Below are 15,341 nucleotides of genomic sequence, written 5' to 3' on the forward strand. Positions count from 1 at the left end.
ACCATTCTCCACGTAGTTGAGCTTGCGCGGGTTCTCTTCGGGCAGGTGAGACCACCCGTAAAGACAGGCGCGCCAAGGGAGCATCGGGAATGCCGGCTGTCGGGATGGTTGGACTGGGCCGGATGGGGATGGGGATCGCTCGCTCCTTGTGCCGTGCGGGCTTCGACGTGCATGGCGTGGACGCAAACCCGGCAAGGACCGAAGCCGGGCGCCGTGCCGGCGTGACAATCTGTGCCAGACCCGCCGAACTCGCCCGAAGCTGCGACCTGATCGTGATCATGGTCGGCTTCGAAGCGGATGTGGAGGCGGTCCTGTTCGGTGACGGTGACCTGATACCTGCGGCCTCGAACGGCCTCATCATCGCCATCGCGTCGACCGTTCCGCCCACTGCAATCAAGCGACTGGGCGAGCGCCTTGCCGGCACCGGGGTCGCGCTGGTTGACGCGCCGGTTTTCCGCGGTGAGGCGGCCGCCGCCGACGGCACGCTTCTGATGTTTGTCGGTGGCCCGGATGCGGCGGTCGCCGCCTGTCGCCCGGCTTTCGAAAGCTTTTGTTCCGATATCGTTCATGTCGGCCCGCTCGGTGCGGGGCAGGTCGCCAAGATGGTCAGCAACATGATCCTCTGGGCCTGCCTCACGGCAACGGTCGAGGGGCTCGACCTCGCCGAGGCCATGGGCGTCGACCGGGAGCGTCTGCGCGCGGCGCTGGCGCTTGGCAGTGCCGACAACTGGGCCCTGCGCACACGCGCCGACGAACGCGCTATGCTGTGGGCGGAGAAGGATCTGATGATCCTGCTGTCCGAGGCAGATGCCGCCCGGCGCGCCCTGCCGCTCGCCGGAGCGCTGAAGGAAGCGGTCAAGGCGCTGAAGATCTCGCGCGATCTGCCGATGCCGGACTGAGCCGTCCGGTCGCTAAATGTCCTGCGTCCGACTCGTGTCAGTGTCGACAATACATTTGGTTTTATCTTGGGAGTCCTGTGAAAAATTGCATAACGATCGAATAAAATAGCGAAAGAGAGCAGTTTTTCCTTATCGAGATCTTGCATCCCTTCCCCTGATCAGCAAAACTGTTGACAGTAAAGTCTTTCAAAGGTCGTGCAATCGGAGTGTGTCCGACGCGTTTGAAGCGCACGGACCGTGTCTCCGGCGCCGATAAGCTTCGCAGGAGGGAACGGGATGATGTCAGGTGCGCGACATGCCGCCATCGCGAACCGGGTGATCGTTGCGGGGGCGGGGCCGGTCGGTCTGGCCGCAGCCGTCGCGCTGGCCGATCGTGGTGTGCCGGTCCTCGTCCTTGAAAAGCGCGACAGCCTGACGGCCGCCTCCAAGGCGTCCACCTTCCATCCCTCGACGCTCGAAATCCTCGATGCGCTCGGCGTCATCGAGCCGATCCTGACGAAAGGCCAGCGTATCGACCGGATCCAGTATCGCACGATCGATGCGGGGATCATCGCCGAATACGATCTCGGGCTTCTGGCCGGAGAGACGCGCTATCCGTTCCGGCTGCATCTCGAGCAGTCGCGTGTCACGCCGCTTCTTCTCGCGCGCCTTTCCGGACACGAACACGCCGAAGTCCGCTTCGATGCCGAGGTCATCGATGCCGTAAACGAGGATGGCGGCGTGGCGGCCACGGTCGTCGGTGCGGCAGGCTCGGAGACCGTGCGAGGCCGCTATCTGATTGCCGCCGACGGTGCCCGCTCGGCCATTCGCGACCGGCTCGGGATTGCCTTTGACGGCAGCGCCTATTCCACCAAGGTACTGCGCCTCATGACCGATATGGATCTTGAGGCTTGGTTGCCGGGCCTGGCGCCCGTCACCTATGTGTTCAACGGCGAGAGGTCGATCAGCCTGCTTCGCATGCCGGATTGCTGGCGCATCATCATCCGCCTGCCGGTCTCCGTGCCCGACGAAGAGGCGCTGCAGCCCGACTGGATGCTGGCTCGGTTGCGCGAGGTTTTGCCGATGGCCGACAGGTTGCCGCCGCTGCTCAATACCGACATCTATTCGGCGTCCAAGCGTGTTGCGTCTCGCTACAGAGACGGTGGGATCTTTCTCGCCGGCGACAGCGTGCACGTCACCAATACGCGCGGCGGCATGAACATGAATTGCGGGCTGCACGATGCCTGGCATCTCGCCGCCGCCATGGCGGAGGCGATGAAGACCGGTCGTCATGCCGCTCTCGACGGCTATGCCGAGGAACGCCATCGCATCGCCACCGACTTCCTGATCCCGCGCACCGACCGCAGCGTCGGAGACGCTGCCACCTGGCTCGACACCGTCAGGAACCGCGCCGCCGATCCGGAGGCGACTCGCGCCTTTCTTGTCGAGGGCGCCATGCTCGATATCGCGCCGCGCCCTTTCGGCGCCGGCGCAAGGTCAGGGGAGGTTGTGCAATGACGACAACGCTGAAGCTGAAGGCAACCATACCGCCCGAACTCGACCTTTCGCGCCGGCTCGCCGTAGCGACGCCGCCGGCCAATCCGACGGTCGAACCGGAGCTCCACTATCTTCTGCCCGCCGGGGTGACCCTCTATACGACGCGCCTTCCAGTGTCCGCCTCGACTCGTCTCGAGACCCGCAACGAAGGCTATGTCCATAACTATGACGCTCTTTACGAGAGCTTCGGCGCGCTCAAGCCGTCCTCGCTGCTGATCGGTCTGACCGGCCCGAGCTACCGGCTCGGTCCCGACGGCGACGAGGAACTCGCGGCGCGCCTGACCGCGGCGGCGGGCGCTCCGGTGCTCACCGTGAGCCTGGCGATCCGCAAGGCGCTAGTCGCGCTCGGCGCCGAGCGCCTCAATCTGGTCTCGCCCTATCCCGGCTGGCTGACGGACAAGGCCGTTGCCTATTGGGAGGCGGCGGGGTTCACCGTCCGCAACGTCGTCAAGGATCAAGAGGATTTCCGAGCTTATGATCTGACGACAGAGGATGTTGTTGCGCTACTGGAGCGGGTGCCGTTCGAGGATGCGGATGCCACGGTGATGAGCGGCACCGGAATGATCACTATTCCCGCCATTCAGGGGGCACGGCAGGACGTGGCGCGGCCGATCCTGTCGTCGAATCTCTGCGGAGCCTGGTGGTTGACGGGTCAGGCGGGCCTTGCGGCATCCGAAGCCCTCCGTCGATCATGTCCCGAACTGGCCGGGGCGCTGTAACCACCTGTCGGAGACCTCGGTCGCCCGATCCCACGACGACCGGCCGTCGATTTCGGAGAACCGTTCATGCCGATCGCGAAATCTCGGACCTCCCTCTTCTCCGGCGTGGCTCGGACGAGCACCGACTGGAGCCCCGCCGCCCCGTCGGGGGGAACGGTGGCCCAGGCCGGCGGCGAACCAGCAGGCGGCGAGGTCCCACGCTACTACCGGCTCTATGCCGCCTTGCGTCAAAAGATCATCGCCGGTGTCTGGCCGCCACCGCGGCCTTTGCCGACGGAAGCGGAACTGGCCGCCTTCTACGGCGTGTCGCGCGTGACCGTGCGCAGGGCCATGGTGCTTCTGGAGGAGCAGAGCCTCATCTGGCGCCAGCGCGGCCGCGGCACATTCGTCAACGATGCCGTTCTGGGTGGCGACGACCGCTCGAACTTTGGCGGCTTACTAGAGAACATCAACGACTTCCAGCTCGCCACGACCGTCCAGCCGATCCGTTTTGCCACCCTTGCCGCCGATGCCGAGGTGGCACGGCGCCTGGAAGTGGCGGGCGGCTCGGACGTTCTCCAGGTCGTGCGGGTCCGGCACCGCCCAGATGGTCCGATCTCGCACATCACCTGTTATGTGCGCTTTCCGGAGGCAGGCAGTCTCGACCCGGATCTGCTCGGCAACCGCCCGGTGCTCGCCGCGCTGGAAGCCGCCGGCATTCGCGTCGACCGGGTGGAGCAGGGTCTGTCCGCCGTCAATGCCGAGGGAGAGGTCGCCGCGCGCCTTGACGTGCCGGTCGGCACGGCACTTGTCTCCATGTGGCGGGTCGTGCGTGACACGGTCGGTCGGCCCGTTCAGTTCATCCGCTCGCTCTACCGTCCGGACCGCTACGAATACCGTGTGGCCCTGTCGCGCCACACCGGGGCGACGCCGCCACGCTGGGTGCCTCTCGACTGAGGCGTCAGACAAAAGTGGCGTTCATCGCAAGAGATGCCCGAAACGCACTTTGGCCGCGGCGCGCTGTTCCGGCGTCGGCCGGGAACTGGCCGGAAACTGGTCGCGCCAGTGAAATGGGATGCAGGCGTCGATGATCATCCGGGAATTGGTGATATCACCGGCCGCGCGCTGCTCCGGCGGAATGCGCGGATCGGCCGGTGACGTCCATGCCCCGCGGATGAAGTCGGTGGAGGTTGCCGGGTCCGAGCGGGTCAGCGCCGCCCAGATCACTTCGTCCAGATTGGACGGATCGATATCGTCGTCGACGACGATCACCCATTTGCCGCCATAGGCGCCGGCATGACACTGACAGGCAATGTGGCCGGCCTGGCGCGCATGGCCTGGATGGCGCTGCTCAATGGCGACGACGGTGAGCATACGGGCGCCGCCCACTTCATGGCACCATACGCCCGCAATGCCGGGAATGCCGCTAGCCTCGATGTTGCGCCGCACGATTGCCGTCCGCGTGATCGCCCGGAAACGCGAATATTCGTCCGGCAGGCTTTGGGGAATGAAGCCGAGCAGGATCGGATCGCTTCGGTGATAAATCGCAGAAACCCGGACAAGCGGCCGCTTGCGCCCGGCTTCTGTATAGGTGCCAGTCCAGTCTCCGAACGGTCCCTCGGGCACCACGGCTTCGGGGTCGACGAAGCCTTCGATGACGATTTCGGCATTGGCGGGGAAGGGCAGGCCGGTATGGCGGCCGCGGACGAGTTCGAGCGGCCGGCCTCGCATGCCGCCGGCAATGTCGTATTCGCTGATCTCGGCCGGTGCCTCGATGCCGGAGAGGAGGAAGGTGAGGGGATCGCCGCCGACGACGATAGCGACCGGCATATGTTCGCCGCGCGCGGCATATTTCTGATGGTGCAGGCGGCCGTGCTTGCCCGGCCCGGCATTGTAGGACAGGCTCTGGCGATCATTCAGCATCACCCTGTAGCAGCCGAGATTGAGCCAGCCGCTGTCGGGATCGCGGGTCAGGTTGAAGCTGCCGGTGCCGATATAGCGGCCGCCGTCTCCCGGATGCCAGAGTGGTGTCGGGAAGATGTTGAGGTCGATCGCGTCGCCCTCCAGCACCGTGTCGAGGATCGGTCCGGTATCCACGATCGTCGGCGGGATCAATGCGTCGTTCGGCCGGTAGATCTCGGAAAAGCCGTTGCTCAGCGCCTGCTTGTCATAGTGTGCGGGAAAGCCGAGGGTCATCGCCTTGCGTTTGCCGCCGAAGATGTTGGTGAGCACCCGGAAGCCTTTGGCGTGGCCGGGGATCTCGTCGAACATGAGGGCCGGCGTTGAATCGGAATGACTGACGAGTTCGGTGGCCGCGCCGATGCCTTCCTGCCAGTCGACGCCGGTCAGCACTTCCAACTCCCCGAGTGCCTCCGCCTCGGCGATCCAGTCGCGCAGATCCGAATAAGCGACGTCGAAGCGTTGCCTGTCGGTTGGACCTTCCACAGCGTGACCGTTGTCGCCTGCCTGAGCCATGTCGCGCTCTCCTCCCTCACTGTCTGACCGTTCCGCATGTGAGCGCAGTGATGTTCAAAGTGTCAACAGAAAAGGGAAGTTAGCTGCAGAAAATCATTGAACACCATTTCATGCTGTAGAAAAGCCCGCGAAAAACCAAATGTATATGAATTGACATTGCTTGGTTTATTGCAAGACTTTGAAAAACTGTCAGCAGTTTGGAGGATGCGAGCTGCCGTCCCGGCGCGTAAACCCGCACCAGACGTCCCTGAGCAAATGTGAGGAGGAAAGAGCCATGAGTGCACCGAACAGGATTGCCGCGACGGCGGTACTTGCCATGGGGCTGGCATCTGTGCCGGCCCTTGCCGAGACGCCGTTCTACGAGGGCAAGACCATCGAGGTTTTGATCAACTATTCCGCCGGCGGCCCGACCGATGTCGAGGCACGGCTGATCGCCCGGTATCTGGGAAAACATATTCCCGGCAATCCGACGATTATCGCCCGCAACCGCGCTGGTGCTGGCGGCATGATCGGCATGAACTACATGGCGGATGTGGCCAAGCCAGACGGGTTGACCGTGGCAATCTTCTCGCCGCCGGTCTTCACCGAAGTGCTCGGCGATGCGGGACTTGATACCCGCTTCAAGGACTTCGTCTGGTTGTCCTCGCTCGCCGTGCCGCAGATCTGCTACGTGCGCCGCGACACGCCGCCGGGCATCGAGGATCCAGCCGATCTCCTGCAGGCCGAGACTTTCAACGCGTCCGGCATCCGTCCCACCAGCACGCACGACATCCGCATGCGCCTGTCACTCGATGTGCTGGGCGTCGACTACAATTACGTGACCGGCTATAAGGGTCTGGCAGGTGCCTCTGCCGCAGTCCTCCAGAACGAGGCGCAGTATTCCTGTGGCTCGATCGCCAGCTACCGGTCCTCCGTGGTGCCGTCGATGGTGGAGACCGGCATTGCCCTGCCGCTCTTCTATTATGCGGTCGTCGATGCGGAGGGGAACGACGTCCTCGATCCGAGCCTGCCTGACATCCCGACATTCCGGGACTATTACCGGTCCGTCCACGGCGAAGACCCGTCCGGTGAGGTCTATGAGGTCTTCGAGGCGGTCAACAATCTGAAGACCAGCCTGCAGCGCGGCTCCTTCGTTCCGCTCGGCACGCCCGAGGAGGCGGTCGACGCCCTGCGTCAGGCCTGGAAGGCGCTCGAGACCGATGAGGAATTCCTTGGCGCGTACGAGGAGGCGTTCCAGGCGAAGCCGGTCATTGCGCACGGTGAGGAGACGATGGCGCTGATCGAATCCCTTGATGACATCGACGCCGACCTCGTGAGCTTCCTTAGCGACTACATCGCCGCCGGCTCCGACAACTGACCAGCTCCGGCCGGGCGATCGCATGGCGGTCGGCCGGCCGGTCCGGGACTGTTTAGAGCCTGACTGCCCGGCTTGCATCATCCCCGGTTGCGTGGAGCGGGCGGGAGTTAAGCGGCGCCGGCCCGTTCGCGATGGCGGCGGCACGGTGTCCGGCGAGTGTCACGGAGACCACGATGTATGACATGATCCTGAGCAGCCTTGCGGCTGTCGTTGCCTGGCCGGCCATTGGATATCTTGTGCTAGGCACGATCCTGGGTCTCTTTTTTGGCGCGGTGCCGGGCCTGTCCGGCCTCGTCGGCATGGCGATCCTGTTGCCCTTCACCTTCACCATGGAGCCGGTCGCGGCCTTCGCCTTCCTGCTCGGCATGTACGCTGTCACCACGACGAGCGACACGCTGGCCTCGGTGCTGCTCGGCATCCCGGGCACCTCCGCATCCCAGGCCACCATCCTCGACGGGTATCCAATGGCAAAAAAGGGCGAGGCGGCGCGGGCTCTCGGCGCCGCCTTCTTTGTCTCCGCTGTCGGGGGGCTGCTCGGCGCGCTGTTCCTCGGCCTGTCGATTCCGGTCCTGCAGCCAGTCATTCTCGCCTTCGCCCAGCCGGAATTCTTCATGCTCGGTGTTCTGGCACTCACCATGGTGGCGTCGCTGTCGGGGGGCTCGATCCTGCTCGGCCTCGTCTCCGCCCTGCTTGGGCTCTTGATCTCCTATGTCGGCTATTCGCCGACCGACGCGATCCCGCGCTACACCTTCGATGTCATCTATCTGTTCGAGGGCCTGCCGCTCATTCCGGTGATCCTCGGCCTGTTCGCCCTGCCGGAATTGCTGGCGCTGGCCGTCGGCAATACCTCGATCTCCCGCGTCGACCAGACCGAAACGCGCTCGCGCATGCTCGACGGAGTGTACGATGCCATCCGCAACTGGTGGCTCGTCCTGCGCTCCAGCGCGATCGGCTGTTATGTCGGGCTGTTGCCCGGGCTCGGCGGCTCCATCGTCGACTGGATCGCCTACGGCCATGTCGTGCAAAGCTCCCGGGACAAGAGCAGGTTCGGCGAGGGCGACATCCGCGGCGTGATCGCGCCGGAAGCGGCCAACAACGCCCAGAAGGGCGCCGCCCTCATCCCGACGGTCACCTTCGGTATTCCCGGCAGCGCGCCGATGGCGATCCTGCTCGGCGCCCTGCTCATTCAGGGCCTGCAGCCGGGCCCGCAAATGCTGACCACCAAGCTCGACATCACCTTATCCATGATGTGGACGATGGTGATCGCCAACGTGCTCGGGGCCGGGCTACTGTTCCTGTTCGGCCGCTATCTCGTCCGGCTCACCTTCGTCCCCGGCCATCTCATCGTGCCGGGCGTTTGCCTGTTTCTGTTCATGGGAGCCTGGCTTGCCACCAGCAATATGGGCGACTGGGTCGCGCTGCTCCTGTTCGGCATGCTTGGCTATCTGATGAAGTGCGGTGGCATCCCGCGTGCCCCGCTGGTTCTCGGTATCATTCTTGGCCCGATCATGGAGAACGCGCTCGCCATCTCGCTGTCTGCCTATAACGGATATGGCTGGATAGGCCGACCGATAGTCGTGGTCCTCGCCGTGATGGTCGTCGTATCGCTCGGCTATGCAATCTGGAACCACGCCTGGCGAGGGAGCGCCACTTCCCCCGTGGATGGCCTTGACGCGCACATGCCGCGACCGGGCGTGGTTGCGGCTCGGCCGGTCGACCAGCTCCTGCCGCTTGTCATCCTCACTGGCGCCTTTGTCGCTGCGGCGGTTCTTGCCGTGGACTGGCCCGCAAACAGCGCCCGCTTCCCGCTTATGACCGGCATTCCCGGAGCGGTCCTTGCCGTTGTGGCTCTGGGTGTCGCGTTTCGCCATCTGCAGGCCGATCGCGCTGCGGGCAGGGGGCTCGGCGCGCCGCCGCAGCCGCTCGGTCGTGTCCTGCATTTCGCCTTCTGGTTGTTGGCCATCGTCGGCGTCACGATCCTGCTCGGTCAGCGCATCGCCCTGCCGCTCTTTGCCGGACTCTATCTTGTGGTCTGGGGTGGTTACGGCTGGCGGGTTGCCGTGCCCTATGCGCTCGGCTGCCTTTCGGTCCTTATGCTGATCTTCGATCAAGTCGTGGCCGTCAGTTGGTATCCGGCATTGGTTCTGCGATAGCGCTGTCAGGTCAGGGCAGTGGTGAGCCCAAGCGGGTGTCTGCGTGCCATCCAGGCTCTGTCCTGGCGCCAGATCGACCCTGCCGGGCGGGCCCGGCAGGGTGTGGCCGTCGACCGGATGCGACGCCTGTTCGCGCTTGTGTTTCAATGTCCTTTCATTCCCCGAAATGTCAAAAAGTCGATCCGAACGCCTGAAGCAGTTTGCCCGTGCGCGCTTGATGCAGATGTGCGGTGGACTCAGCTTCGCGTCTATCTGGATAGGCCCAGCTGTTTCGCCAGGATCGTTTCAAAATTCATCAGACCGCTCCGCTGCCCGCTCGTTTCTTCGCCTTCATAGTCGGGGCAGGGGCCTGGTGCCCCGGTCGGAGGCGGAGGCGCGGCGGTCCCGCTGTCCATCAGCCGCCGACCAGGAAGGACTGATCGCGCGCGACGAAGCTGCGCGGGGTGAAGCGCACGAAGACGTTGGTCCGGGACTCCGGTGCGTCGGCGAAACGGGGATCCCAGCCGGCGCGGTTGGACCCGAGATATTTGGACAGGAGCGCGATCGCGGTGTCGGCGTCCCAGGGGTGAGGCCGGGCAATGCCGCGAAAGCCAAGATGCAGGAAGCGCCCGGTGGGCTTGTCGAAGTCGACGATGCCGACGGCGGCATTGGGGGCCTGTCTCACCTTGTCGGGAAACGTGTCGCCCCGGTTGGCGCTGATGAACCAGAGATCGCGCCCGTCATGATGGAACCACAGCGGGGAATCGCAGGCCGTCTCCGGTTTCCACGTGGCGAGATGGGCAACCAGCGGCCGCTTGAGGAATTCCACCACGTCGAAGGCCGGCTTGCGCCCGTCGTGGGTCAGTCCCGCGAGATCAAGCGCCGTCGTATCTGTCGCGGCTGTCACGTCTGACATGTCTGTCGTGTTTGGCGGGCTGTCGTTCACGGTGCGCGCCCTCCCGTGGGCATGCTGTCCGGCGCTGTGGCGCTTGCGTCGAGACCGCGGACCGCGATCCGGGGCAGGAGATCTTCAATCCATGCCCGGTTCCAGCCGGTCCGGGCGCTGGTGAGCACCATGAGCGGAACGGCGCCTTGCGGGTCGCGGATCGCCGTATAGGCGCCATGCGTGTCCGACACGAAGGACAACAGGCTGCCGTCAGAGAGCCTCTCTGTGCGGCAGGGGTGTTTTTCCTCCGTCCATGGCCGCAGGCGGTCGTAGGCGTCGGGGTGGTCGAAGAGGATCGCCCGCAGCTCGTGACCCTTGTCGGGACCTGTGTCGAAGACGAACTCGAACTCCCGGTGGGCCGGGTAGTCGAAGACGATCACGCTGTCGAGCGCAAGGCCCGTGTCGGCCGGCAGCTCCACGCCGATGTCGAGGCCGTCGGCCTCGCCAGCAGTCAACCAGGTCGTGCGCCGGGGGCGCCGGTCGCGCCGCCAGCGCAGGAAGCCGATCGGCGCGTTGACCGGGTCGGGAGCATGGCGGGCCCAATAGCTGAGCCTTGCGTAGGGTGTCGCCAGCAGGGCACGGGCGCGTACGGTGTCGAGCCGGGCGAGGGAGCGGAAGACGTCGGCCGCGCCGTCGGCGCCCAGCTCGCCCGATGTCACGGCCAGTTCGCAGGAGGTGCGGGAAAGCCGCGCATAGCCGCCCTCTCGCCCCTGGAAATCGCGGCCGTGCCAGCCGACGTAGCCGCCGGGGAGGTCGAAGGACGTAGCCGCAGAGCCCCACAGGCACGGCAGGTCGCCGGCCGCCGGACCCCAGTCGTAGAGAAACTGCTTGAGCCGGAAGGTCGTGGCGCCGCGTCTTGCCTCAAAACGCAGGGAACAGGGATTGGCCGTGCCCCAATTGGCGCGATGTCCGCTGCCGTCGCCGCGTCCGCCCGGCGGTTGCTCCCTGCGCAATGTCCAGGTGATGTCCCAGCCCGCAAGGCCGTCGGGCGCGAAGATCGGAAAATTCACATCCTCCTGGATGTCCGCAAGCGGCAGGTCGTGCAAAAGACCGTCGGCCGGGGCGGTTGCGGGGCGGGTGTCTTTGGTGTCGGCCATGCGCTCTTGTCCGGGTTTGCAAGGGGTCACGCGAGTGACAGGGCATCGATGCTCGGCAGGCCGGAGCCGGGGTCCGAGTGGCGCGACAGCGCCAGATCGAGCGCACCGCGCAGCGCGTCCGGGTCGAGATTGCGTCCGATCACGGTGGCGCTCAGCGGCGCGGCCGGGCGGTCCGTTTCGGTGACCGGCTCGAGCGGAAAGAGCACGCCGTTGACGACGTGAAAGGCGACCGGGGCGGATGCATCGCGGCAGGCGGCGATCCCCTTCAGGCGGATGAGATCCTGCCCCAGGATGGTGGAGAGGGCGAAGAGCCATTCACCGATGACCGCCGATGTGATGTTTCCGTCATGGCGCAGTGAAAAGGCGGCGATATCGGTGTGGCGATGTCCGTGGGGCGCCGTGCCCGGATCGGGAAGCGAGGCCTCGCGGTCTTGCCAGCCCGGTGCGAAGAGCTCGCAGACGGCATCGTCGCGTTCGATGATCCGGGCCGCGGGGTTAAGATCGCCAAGCCGCCGTTCGAAACGGGCGCGCTCCGTGCCGACCGCAAGGTCGGTCTTGGTGAGCGCAAGCGTGTCGGCCGTGCGGATCTGGTCGTGCAGGATGTCTTCCGGCATGCCGGTGCCGCGCCAGGCGGTGAGGTCGGCGCAGGCCAGGACCCTGCGAATGGCGAGACGCGCCGACAGCAGCGGGTCTGCGGCGATCGCCCCGATCAGTGCGGATGTCTCGGCAAGACCCGACGCCTCGACCACGATGCCGCGAAAGGGACGGTCCGGTCGCGACAGGTCGGCAAGTGCTGCCACCATGCCCTCAAGCCCGGTGCAGCACATGCAATCGCCGGAAATGCCCACATTGATATAGCCGGCGCGGGCGAAGAGGTCGGAATCGATGCTCTCCTCGCCGATGTCGCCAACCACCATGTCGACATCGACCGGGGCCGCGCGGTCGAGGGCATCGCGCAGCAGCGAGGTCTTGCCGCTGCCGAGCGGGCCGGTGACGATCACCAGCGGTCGCCGTTGATTGCCCCCGGCGCCGCCGCTGCGCTCCTCCAGGCGGCTCATGAGGTCTTCGGCGGCTGCCAGACGCAGCGAAAGCCGATCTCGCAGTGCCGGTCGGTGAGCAGGTCCTTGCCGCGGTAGTAGCCGCGCAGCATTTCCGGGCGGGAGGTGAAGCAGCCGCCGCGAATGACGGCGAAGGCTGCCGGCCGGTTCATGAACTCGCGCGGATGGCGTCCCTTGAAGAAGGGATCCATGTCCTTGTGGTCGTAGAAGTTTGTCCTGGTCCATTCCCAGGTGTTGCCGGCCAGGCCGCGCACGCCGTAGACGCTTTCGGAGCCTTTGCGGGCAGTCGCCGGCTGGACGGTGCGTGCGGGCGTTTCGTCGCTGTAGGTCCGCAGCAGGTCTTCCCAGTCGGCCATGGACGCGACCGGACGGCCGAAACAGGTTTCGACGTAATTCGCCATTTCGGGCTCGAATGTATCGCCCCAGGGGTAGACGTGGCCGTCGGGGCCGCGCGCCGCCTTTTCCCATTGGGTTTCGTCGGGCAGGGCCTTGCCGGCCCAGTCGGCATAGGCCCAGGCGTCGTACCAGTCGACGCCGGTCACCGGCAGGGCGGGATCGGCGAAGCGCGGGTCGCGCCAGTGGGACGGCGTATAGTCCTTGTTGGGGGGCGCGTCCGGGTGACCGACCTTGTCGGGATGGGCGCGGGCGTAGTCGAGAAAGACGGCATAGTCGGCATTTGAGACGGGATCGCGGTCGATGTAGAAGGCGTCGACATGGACCTCGCGCCGGGGCAGGAAGTCCTTGTAGAAGAACGGGAAATCCTCGACGGAATCGACGCCGGTCACCGCCGGGCCTTCCGGGATGTGAACCATGGTGGAAAGATCGGGCTCGCGCGCCCGCTTGCGGTCGAGAAGCGCGCGATAGGGGGCGAGAAAGTCGTTTTCGCGCGCCTTGAGTTCCGTCGGGTCGGTGCTGTCGAAAATCGTGGTCAAGGCATGTTTGGTGAGCGAGGCGCCGATGCCGACCGGCTTGCGCTTGTAGTCCTCGCGGGTGAAATAGCTCGGCCAGCCGGAAATGCGCACCAGATGCGAGACGGCGCGCGGTTCGCGCAGCGCGCCGCAGTGGCGAATGGCGCGGAAGGCGACCGCGTCGACCGCGTCATGGGTGGCCTCGCAGAGGAGCTCGCGCGCCGGCAGATAGTGCGACCAGGCATGGGCAATGTCGCAACCGACGACGCGCACCTGCCAGATCGGGTGGTTGATCGCCGCCTCCAGGCGCGCCATGCCCTCTTCCGGGCTGGGCGCGGCTTCAAGCTCCGCGCGCACCGCCTCGACCTGTTTCCAGAAGGCCGTGTCATCGAGCGCGTGAAAGGCCTCGGCCGTCTCGGTGTCGGACGTCTTTTGCGGCGTTCGCGTCATGGTGGCGGTCGTCATGCGGACATCTCCCTTTTTGCCGGCAGCGCACTGTCCGGTTCATCGCGTGACATGCTCGGGGGCACGGCGGTGTGCCGGCGCCTCAGATGGGTGACGAAGAAGGACGGATGGTGAAAGATCTCGGTCAGCAGATTGTCGTTCGAGACCCACAGTCCGAAGGCGTTCGGAAACAGGATTTCCGCGTCGAAAAGGCCTTTCAGTGTCGAGGGATGGAGCCAGCTGTAGCCGCCGGCCGGAGGTCCTTTTGCAGGACGCGTGCTGAATGAGCCGCCGGCGATGTCGAGGGCGTAGTCGACATCCAGCCCGTTGCCGTCGCTGAGCCGCAGGGTGACGGGGCGCGGGCTTGCGCAATGCCGGCTCCAGTAATAGGTGCCGACGAGGCGGGCCAGAACCGCGCGAACGAGATCGTCCGGGTCGCCTTCGAAGGCGGCTTCACCATAGGACCCCGGCCGGAATTGCGGAATGGCGGCATCGGGATCGAGTTCCAGGTCCGCATAGCTTTCGGCCACCTCGTCCGCCCGGTGGTGTCCGGCCGGCTGGATCTCGACGGGGCGCCCGGCGGAAAGCACGAAGCGATCGCCCGGGCCGGGCAGGTGGCTGCGGTTGCCGCGCTCCTGCAGCGCCTCATGCGCCTGAAGGGGCGTGAAGGGGAAGATCTTGCGGTTGACCCAGGCGAAGCGGTCCGCGGCATCGATGCCGTCGACCCGCCAGCCGAAGGACGAGGGCACGGTGAGCTCCGCGCCGAAGAGATCGGTGTAGGTGTCGAAGGCGTCGCGGCAGCGTCTTTCGAACAGTCCGTAGTCGGCGGCCTGCTTGCGTTCCAGCAGCGGCGCGGCGGGGGACGTGGAATGGCTCGGGATGAAGGCAACGTCGATCGACGGCTCCCGGTCGCGAAAGTAGGCCTCGGTCTTTGGATGCAAGATGGCATCGCCGCCGAAAATCGCACGCGTCCCTTGCGCTTCCAGCAGATACAGGAACTCCGGAAACATCACCTTGGAGGGCAGGGCGGTGATCGTCAGATCGCGGAAACCCACCTCCTGGAGCGGCTTGACGGCAACGAGCCGCTGAAAGCCCAACTCGCGCAGGATCCAGGGGATCGCCTTGTAGCCCATGCCCGCGCCGCTGTGGACCGGCAGTTTCTCCGCGTCGGGATGAATGACGATCGCATCGCGGTTGATGGCCGCGAGCGAGTCCACGTGGAGGTGATCGCAATGGTGGTGGCTGATGACGAGCACGTCGATGCGCGGAAGAGAGGCAGGCCGTTCGCTGACAAGGTTGCGGCGCCAGAAGCGGTCGAGGCGGGGCGTCAGCCAGGGATCGAAGGCAAGCGTCGCGCCGTCGGTTTCGACAAGAAAAGAGGAATGGCCGAGGGAGGTGATGATCACGCAGGAGCTCCCGTCGTCAAAACTGTGTTGCCGGCTTGCGGTCGCATGGCCGGTCGGCTGGAGACCATGAAGCTTGCTGCCCAGCGGTGCAGTGGCGGTAAATCCCGACCGGGCGCGCTTCCGGCCGGGGTGTCGACGCGCGACCTTCAGGCGCGCGCGTCAACAGGGGCGATCACCACTTTTCGGCGATCTGGCTGTCTTCGTCGTTGCCGGCATCGCCGTCCTGCATCCGCACGAGGGTTTCTGCCTCGCTGAGGGTCACTTCGTCGATTTCGACCTCATATTCGTGGCTCATCGTTGGACTCCTTCATTGTGTCTATAAGTTGTTGACTCATGCCAACAACAACGTAAGATTACGTACTCTAAATATGCACGTCAAGCGGGA

Annotated in this window: 12 protein-coding genes and 1 pseudogene; 6 read left to right on the top strand and 7 right to left on the bottom strand. The window is 65.3% G+C overall.

Annotation, left to right across the window (positions count from 1 at the left end; all coding sequences use genetic code 11):
* Positions 1–47: 47 nt before the first annotated feature.
* The 4 genes and pseudogenes from LC092_RS21335 to LC092_RS03575 form a co-directional block, all read left to right on the top strand.
* Positions 48–899: pseudogene (locus LC092_RS21335) on the top strand (NAD(P)-dependent oxidoreductase); the annotation flags it as partial.
* Between the two features lie 276 nt (positions 900–1,175).
* The gene (locus LC092_RS03565; protein WP_224805063.1) at positions 1,176–2,396 is read left to right on the top strand and encodes an FAD-dependent oxidoreductase; all 1,221 of its coding nucleotides are present in this window, start codon (positions 1,176–1,178) and stop codon (positions 2,394–2,396) included.
* Positions 2,393–3,154 carry a hypothetical protein gene (locus tag LC092_RS03570; RefSeq protein WP_224805064.1) on the top strand — a complete coding sequence of 254 codons (762 nt, stop codon included), beginning with the start codon at positions 2,393–2,395 and terminating at the stop codon, positions 3,152–3,154. The genes LC092_RS03565 and LC092_RS03570 overlap by 4 nt, the downstream gene beginning before the upstream one ends.
* Before the next feature lie 66 nt (positions 3,155–3,220).
* On the top strand, positions 3,221–4,090 hold the full coding sequence (locus LC092_RS03575) for a GntR family transcriptional regulator (RefSeq protein WP_224805065.1): 870 nt from the start codon (positions 3,221–3,223) through the stop codon (positions 4,088–4,090).
* Between the two features lie 21 nt (positions 4,091–4,111).
* Here LC092_RS03575 and LC092_RS03580 read toward each other — a convergent pair whose 3' ends face one another.
* The gene (locus LC092_RS03580) at positions 4,112–5,608 is read right to left on the bottom strand and encodes a UbiD family decarboxylase (RefSeq protein ID WP_224805066.1); all 1,497 of its coding nucleotides are present in this window, start codon (positions 5,606–5,608) and stop codon (positions 4,112–4,114) included.
* A 274-nt stretch (positions 5,609–5,882) separates the two neighbouring features.
* Between LC092_RS03580 and LC092_RS03585 the strand changes: the two genes are divergently transcribed.
* Complete coding sequence (locus tag LC092_RS03585; RefSeq protein ID WP_224805067.1) at positions 5,883–6,965, top strand: Bug family tripartite tricarboxylate transporter substrate binding protein; 1,083 nt, start codon at positions 5,883–5,885, stop codon at positions 6,963–6,965.
* A gap of 173 nt (positions 6,966–7,138) precedes the next feature.
* Positions 7,139–9,118 (top strand): tripartite tricarboxylate transporter permease, encoded by a 1,980-nt coding sequence (locus LC092_RS03590; RefSeq protein ID WP_224805068.1) that lies wholly within the window; start codon positions 7,139–7,141, stop codon positions 9,116–9,118.
* A 394-nt stretch (positions 9,119–9,512) separates the two neighbouring features.
* Here the strand turns inward: LC092_RS03590 and LC092_RS03595 are convergent, their stop codons facing one another.
* The 6 genes from LC092_RS03595 to LC092_RS21115 form a co-directional block, all read right to left on the bottom strand.
* The gene (locus LC092_RS03595) at positions 9,513–10,013 is read right to left on the bottom strand and encodes a pyridoxamine 5'-phosphate oxidase family protein (protein WP_224805069.1); all 501 of its coding nucleotides are present in this window, start codon (positions 10,011–10,013) and stop codon (positions 9,513–9,515) included.
* Positions 10,014–10,039: 26 nt separating this feature from the next.
* Complete coding sequence (locus LC092_RS03600) at positions 10,040–11,140, bottom strand: hypothetical protein (protein ID WP_224805070.1); 1,101 nt, start codon at positions 11,138–11,140, stop codon at positions 10,040–10,042.
* A gap of 26 nt (positions 11,141–11,166) precedes the next feature.
* Positions 11,167–12,198: a CobW family GTP-binding protein gene (locus LC092_RS03605; RefSeq protein ID WP_224805071.1), complete on the bottom strand. Its 1,032-nt coding sequence runs from the start codon at positions 12,196–12,198 to the stop codon at positions 11,167–11,169.
* Positions 12,195–13,571, bottom strand: a complete 1,377-nt coding sequence (locus tag LC092_RS03610; protein WP_224805072.1) for a formylglycine-generating enzyme family protein — start codon at positions 13,569–13,571, stop codon at positions 12,195–12,197. The genes LC092_RS03605 and LC092_RS03610 overlap by 4 nt, the downstream gene beginning before the upstream one ends.
* Positions 13,568–14,956: an MBL fold metallo-hydrolase gene (locus LC092_RS03615; RefSeq protein ID WP_224805073.1), complete on the bottom strand. Its 1,389-nt coding sequence runs from the start codon at positions 14,954–14,956 to the stop codon at positions 13,568–13,570. Before LC092_RS03615 ends, LC092_RS03610 begins: the two co-directional genes overlap by 4 nt.
* A gap of 172 nt (positions 14,957–15,128) precedes the next feature.
* Positions 15,129–15,251 (bottom strand): hypothetical protein, encoded by a 123-nt coding sequence (locus LC092_RS21115; RefSeq protein ID WP_263626991.1) that lies wholly within the window; start codon positions 15,249–15,251, stop codon positions 15,129–15,131.
* Positions 15,252–15,341: the final 90 nt, after the last annotated feature.

It is taken from the genome of Stappia stellulata (assembly GCF_020176715.1).
GTDB lineage: Bacteria > Pseudomonadota > Alphaproteobacteria > Rhizobiales > Stappiaceae > Stappia.

What these genes read in the sequence shown, in the direction of transcription:
- LC092_RS03575 (WP_224805065.1), top strand. Translation starts at nt 3,221, where the DNA reads ATGCCGATCGCGAAATCTCGGACCTCCCTCTTCTCCGGCGTGGCTCGG.
- LC092_RS21115 (WP_263626991.1), bottom strand. Translation starts at nt 15,251, where the DNA reads ATGAGCCACGAATATGAGGTCGAAATCGACGAAGTGACCCTCAGCGAG.
- LC092_RS03595 (WP_224805069.1), bottom strand. Translation starts at nt 10,013, where the DNA reads ATGTCAGACGTGACAGCCGCGACAGATACGACGGCGCTTGATCTCGCG.
- LC092_RS03565 (WP_224805063.1), top strand. Translation starts at nt 1,176, where the DNA reads ATGATGTCAGGTGCGCGACATGCCGCCATCGCGAACCGGGTGATCGTT.
- LC092_RS03600 (WP_224805070.1), bottom strand. Translation starts at nt 11,140, where the DNA reads ATGGCCGACACCAAAGACACCCGCCCCGCAACCGCCCCGGCCGACGGT.
- LC092_RS03605 (WP_224805071.1), bottom strand. Translation starts at nt 12,198, where the DNA reads ATGAGCCGCCTGGAGGAGCGCAGCGGCGGCGCCGGGGGCAATCAACGG.
- LC092_RS03570 (WP_224805064.1), top strand. Translation starts at nt 2,393, where the DNA reads ATGACGACAACGCTGAAGCTGAAGGCAACCATACCGCCCGAACTCGAC.
- LC092_RS03580 (WP_224805066.1), bottom strand. Translation starts at nt 5,608, where the DNA reads ATGGCTCAGGCAGGCGACAACGGTCACGCTGTGGAAGGTCCAACCGAC.
- LC092_RS03590 (WP_224805068.1), top strand. Translation starts at nt 7,139, where the DNA reads ATGTATGACATGATCCTGAGCAGCCTTGCGGCTGTCGTTGCCTGGCCG.
- LC092_RS03585 (WP_224805067.1), top strand. Translation starts at nt 5,883, where the DNA reads ATGAGTGCACCGAACAGGATTGCCGCGACGGCGGTACTTGCCATGGGG.
- LC092_RS03610 (WP_224805072.1), bottom strand. Translation starts at nt 13,571, where the DNA reads ATGACGACCGCCACCATGACGCGAACGCCGCAAAAGACGTCCGACACC.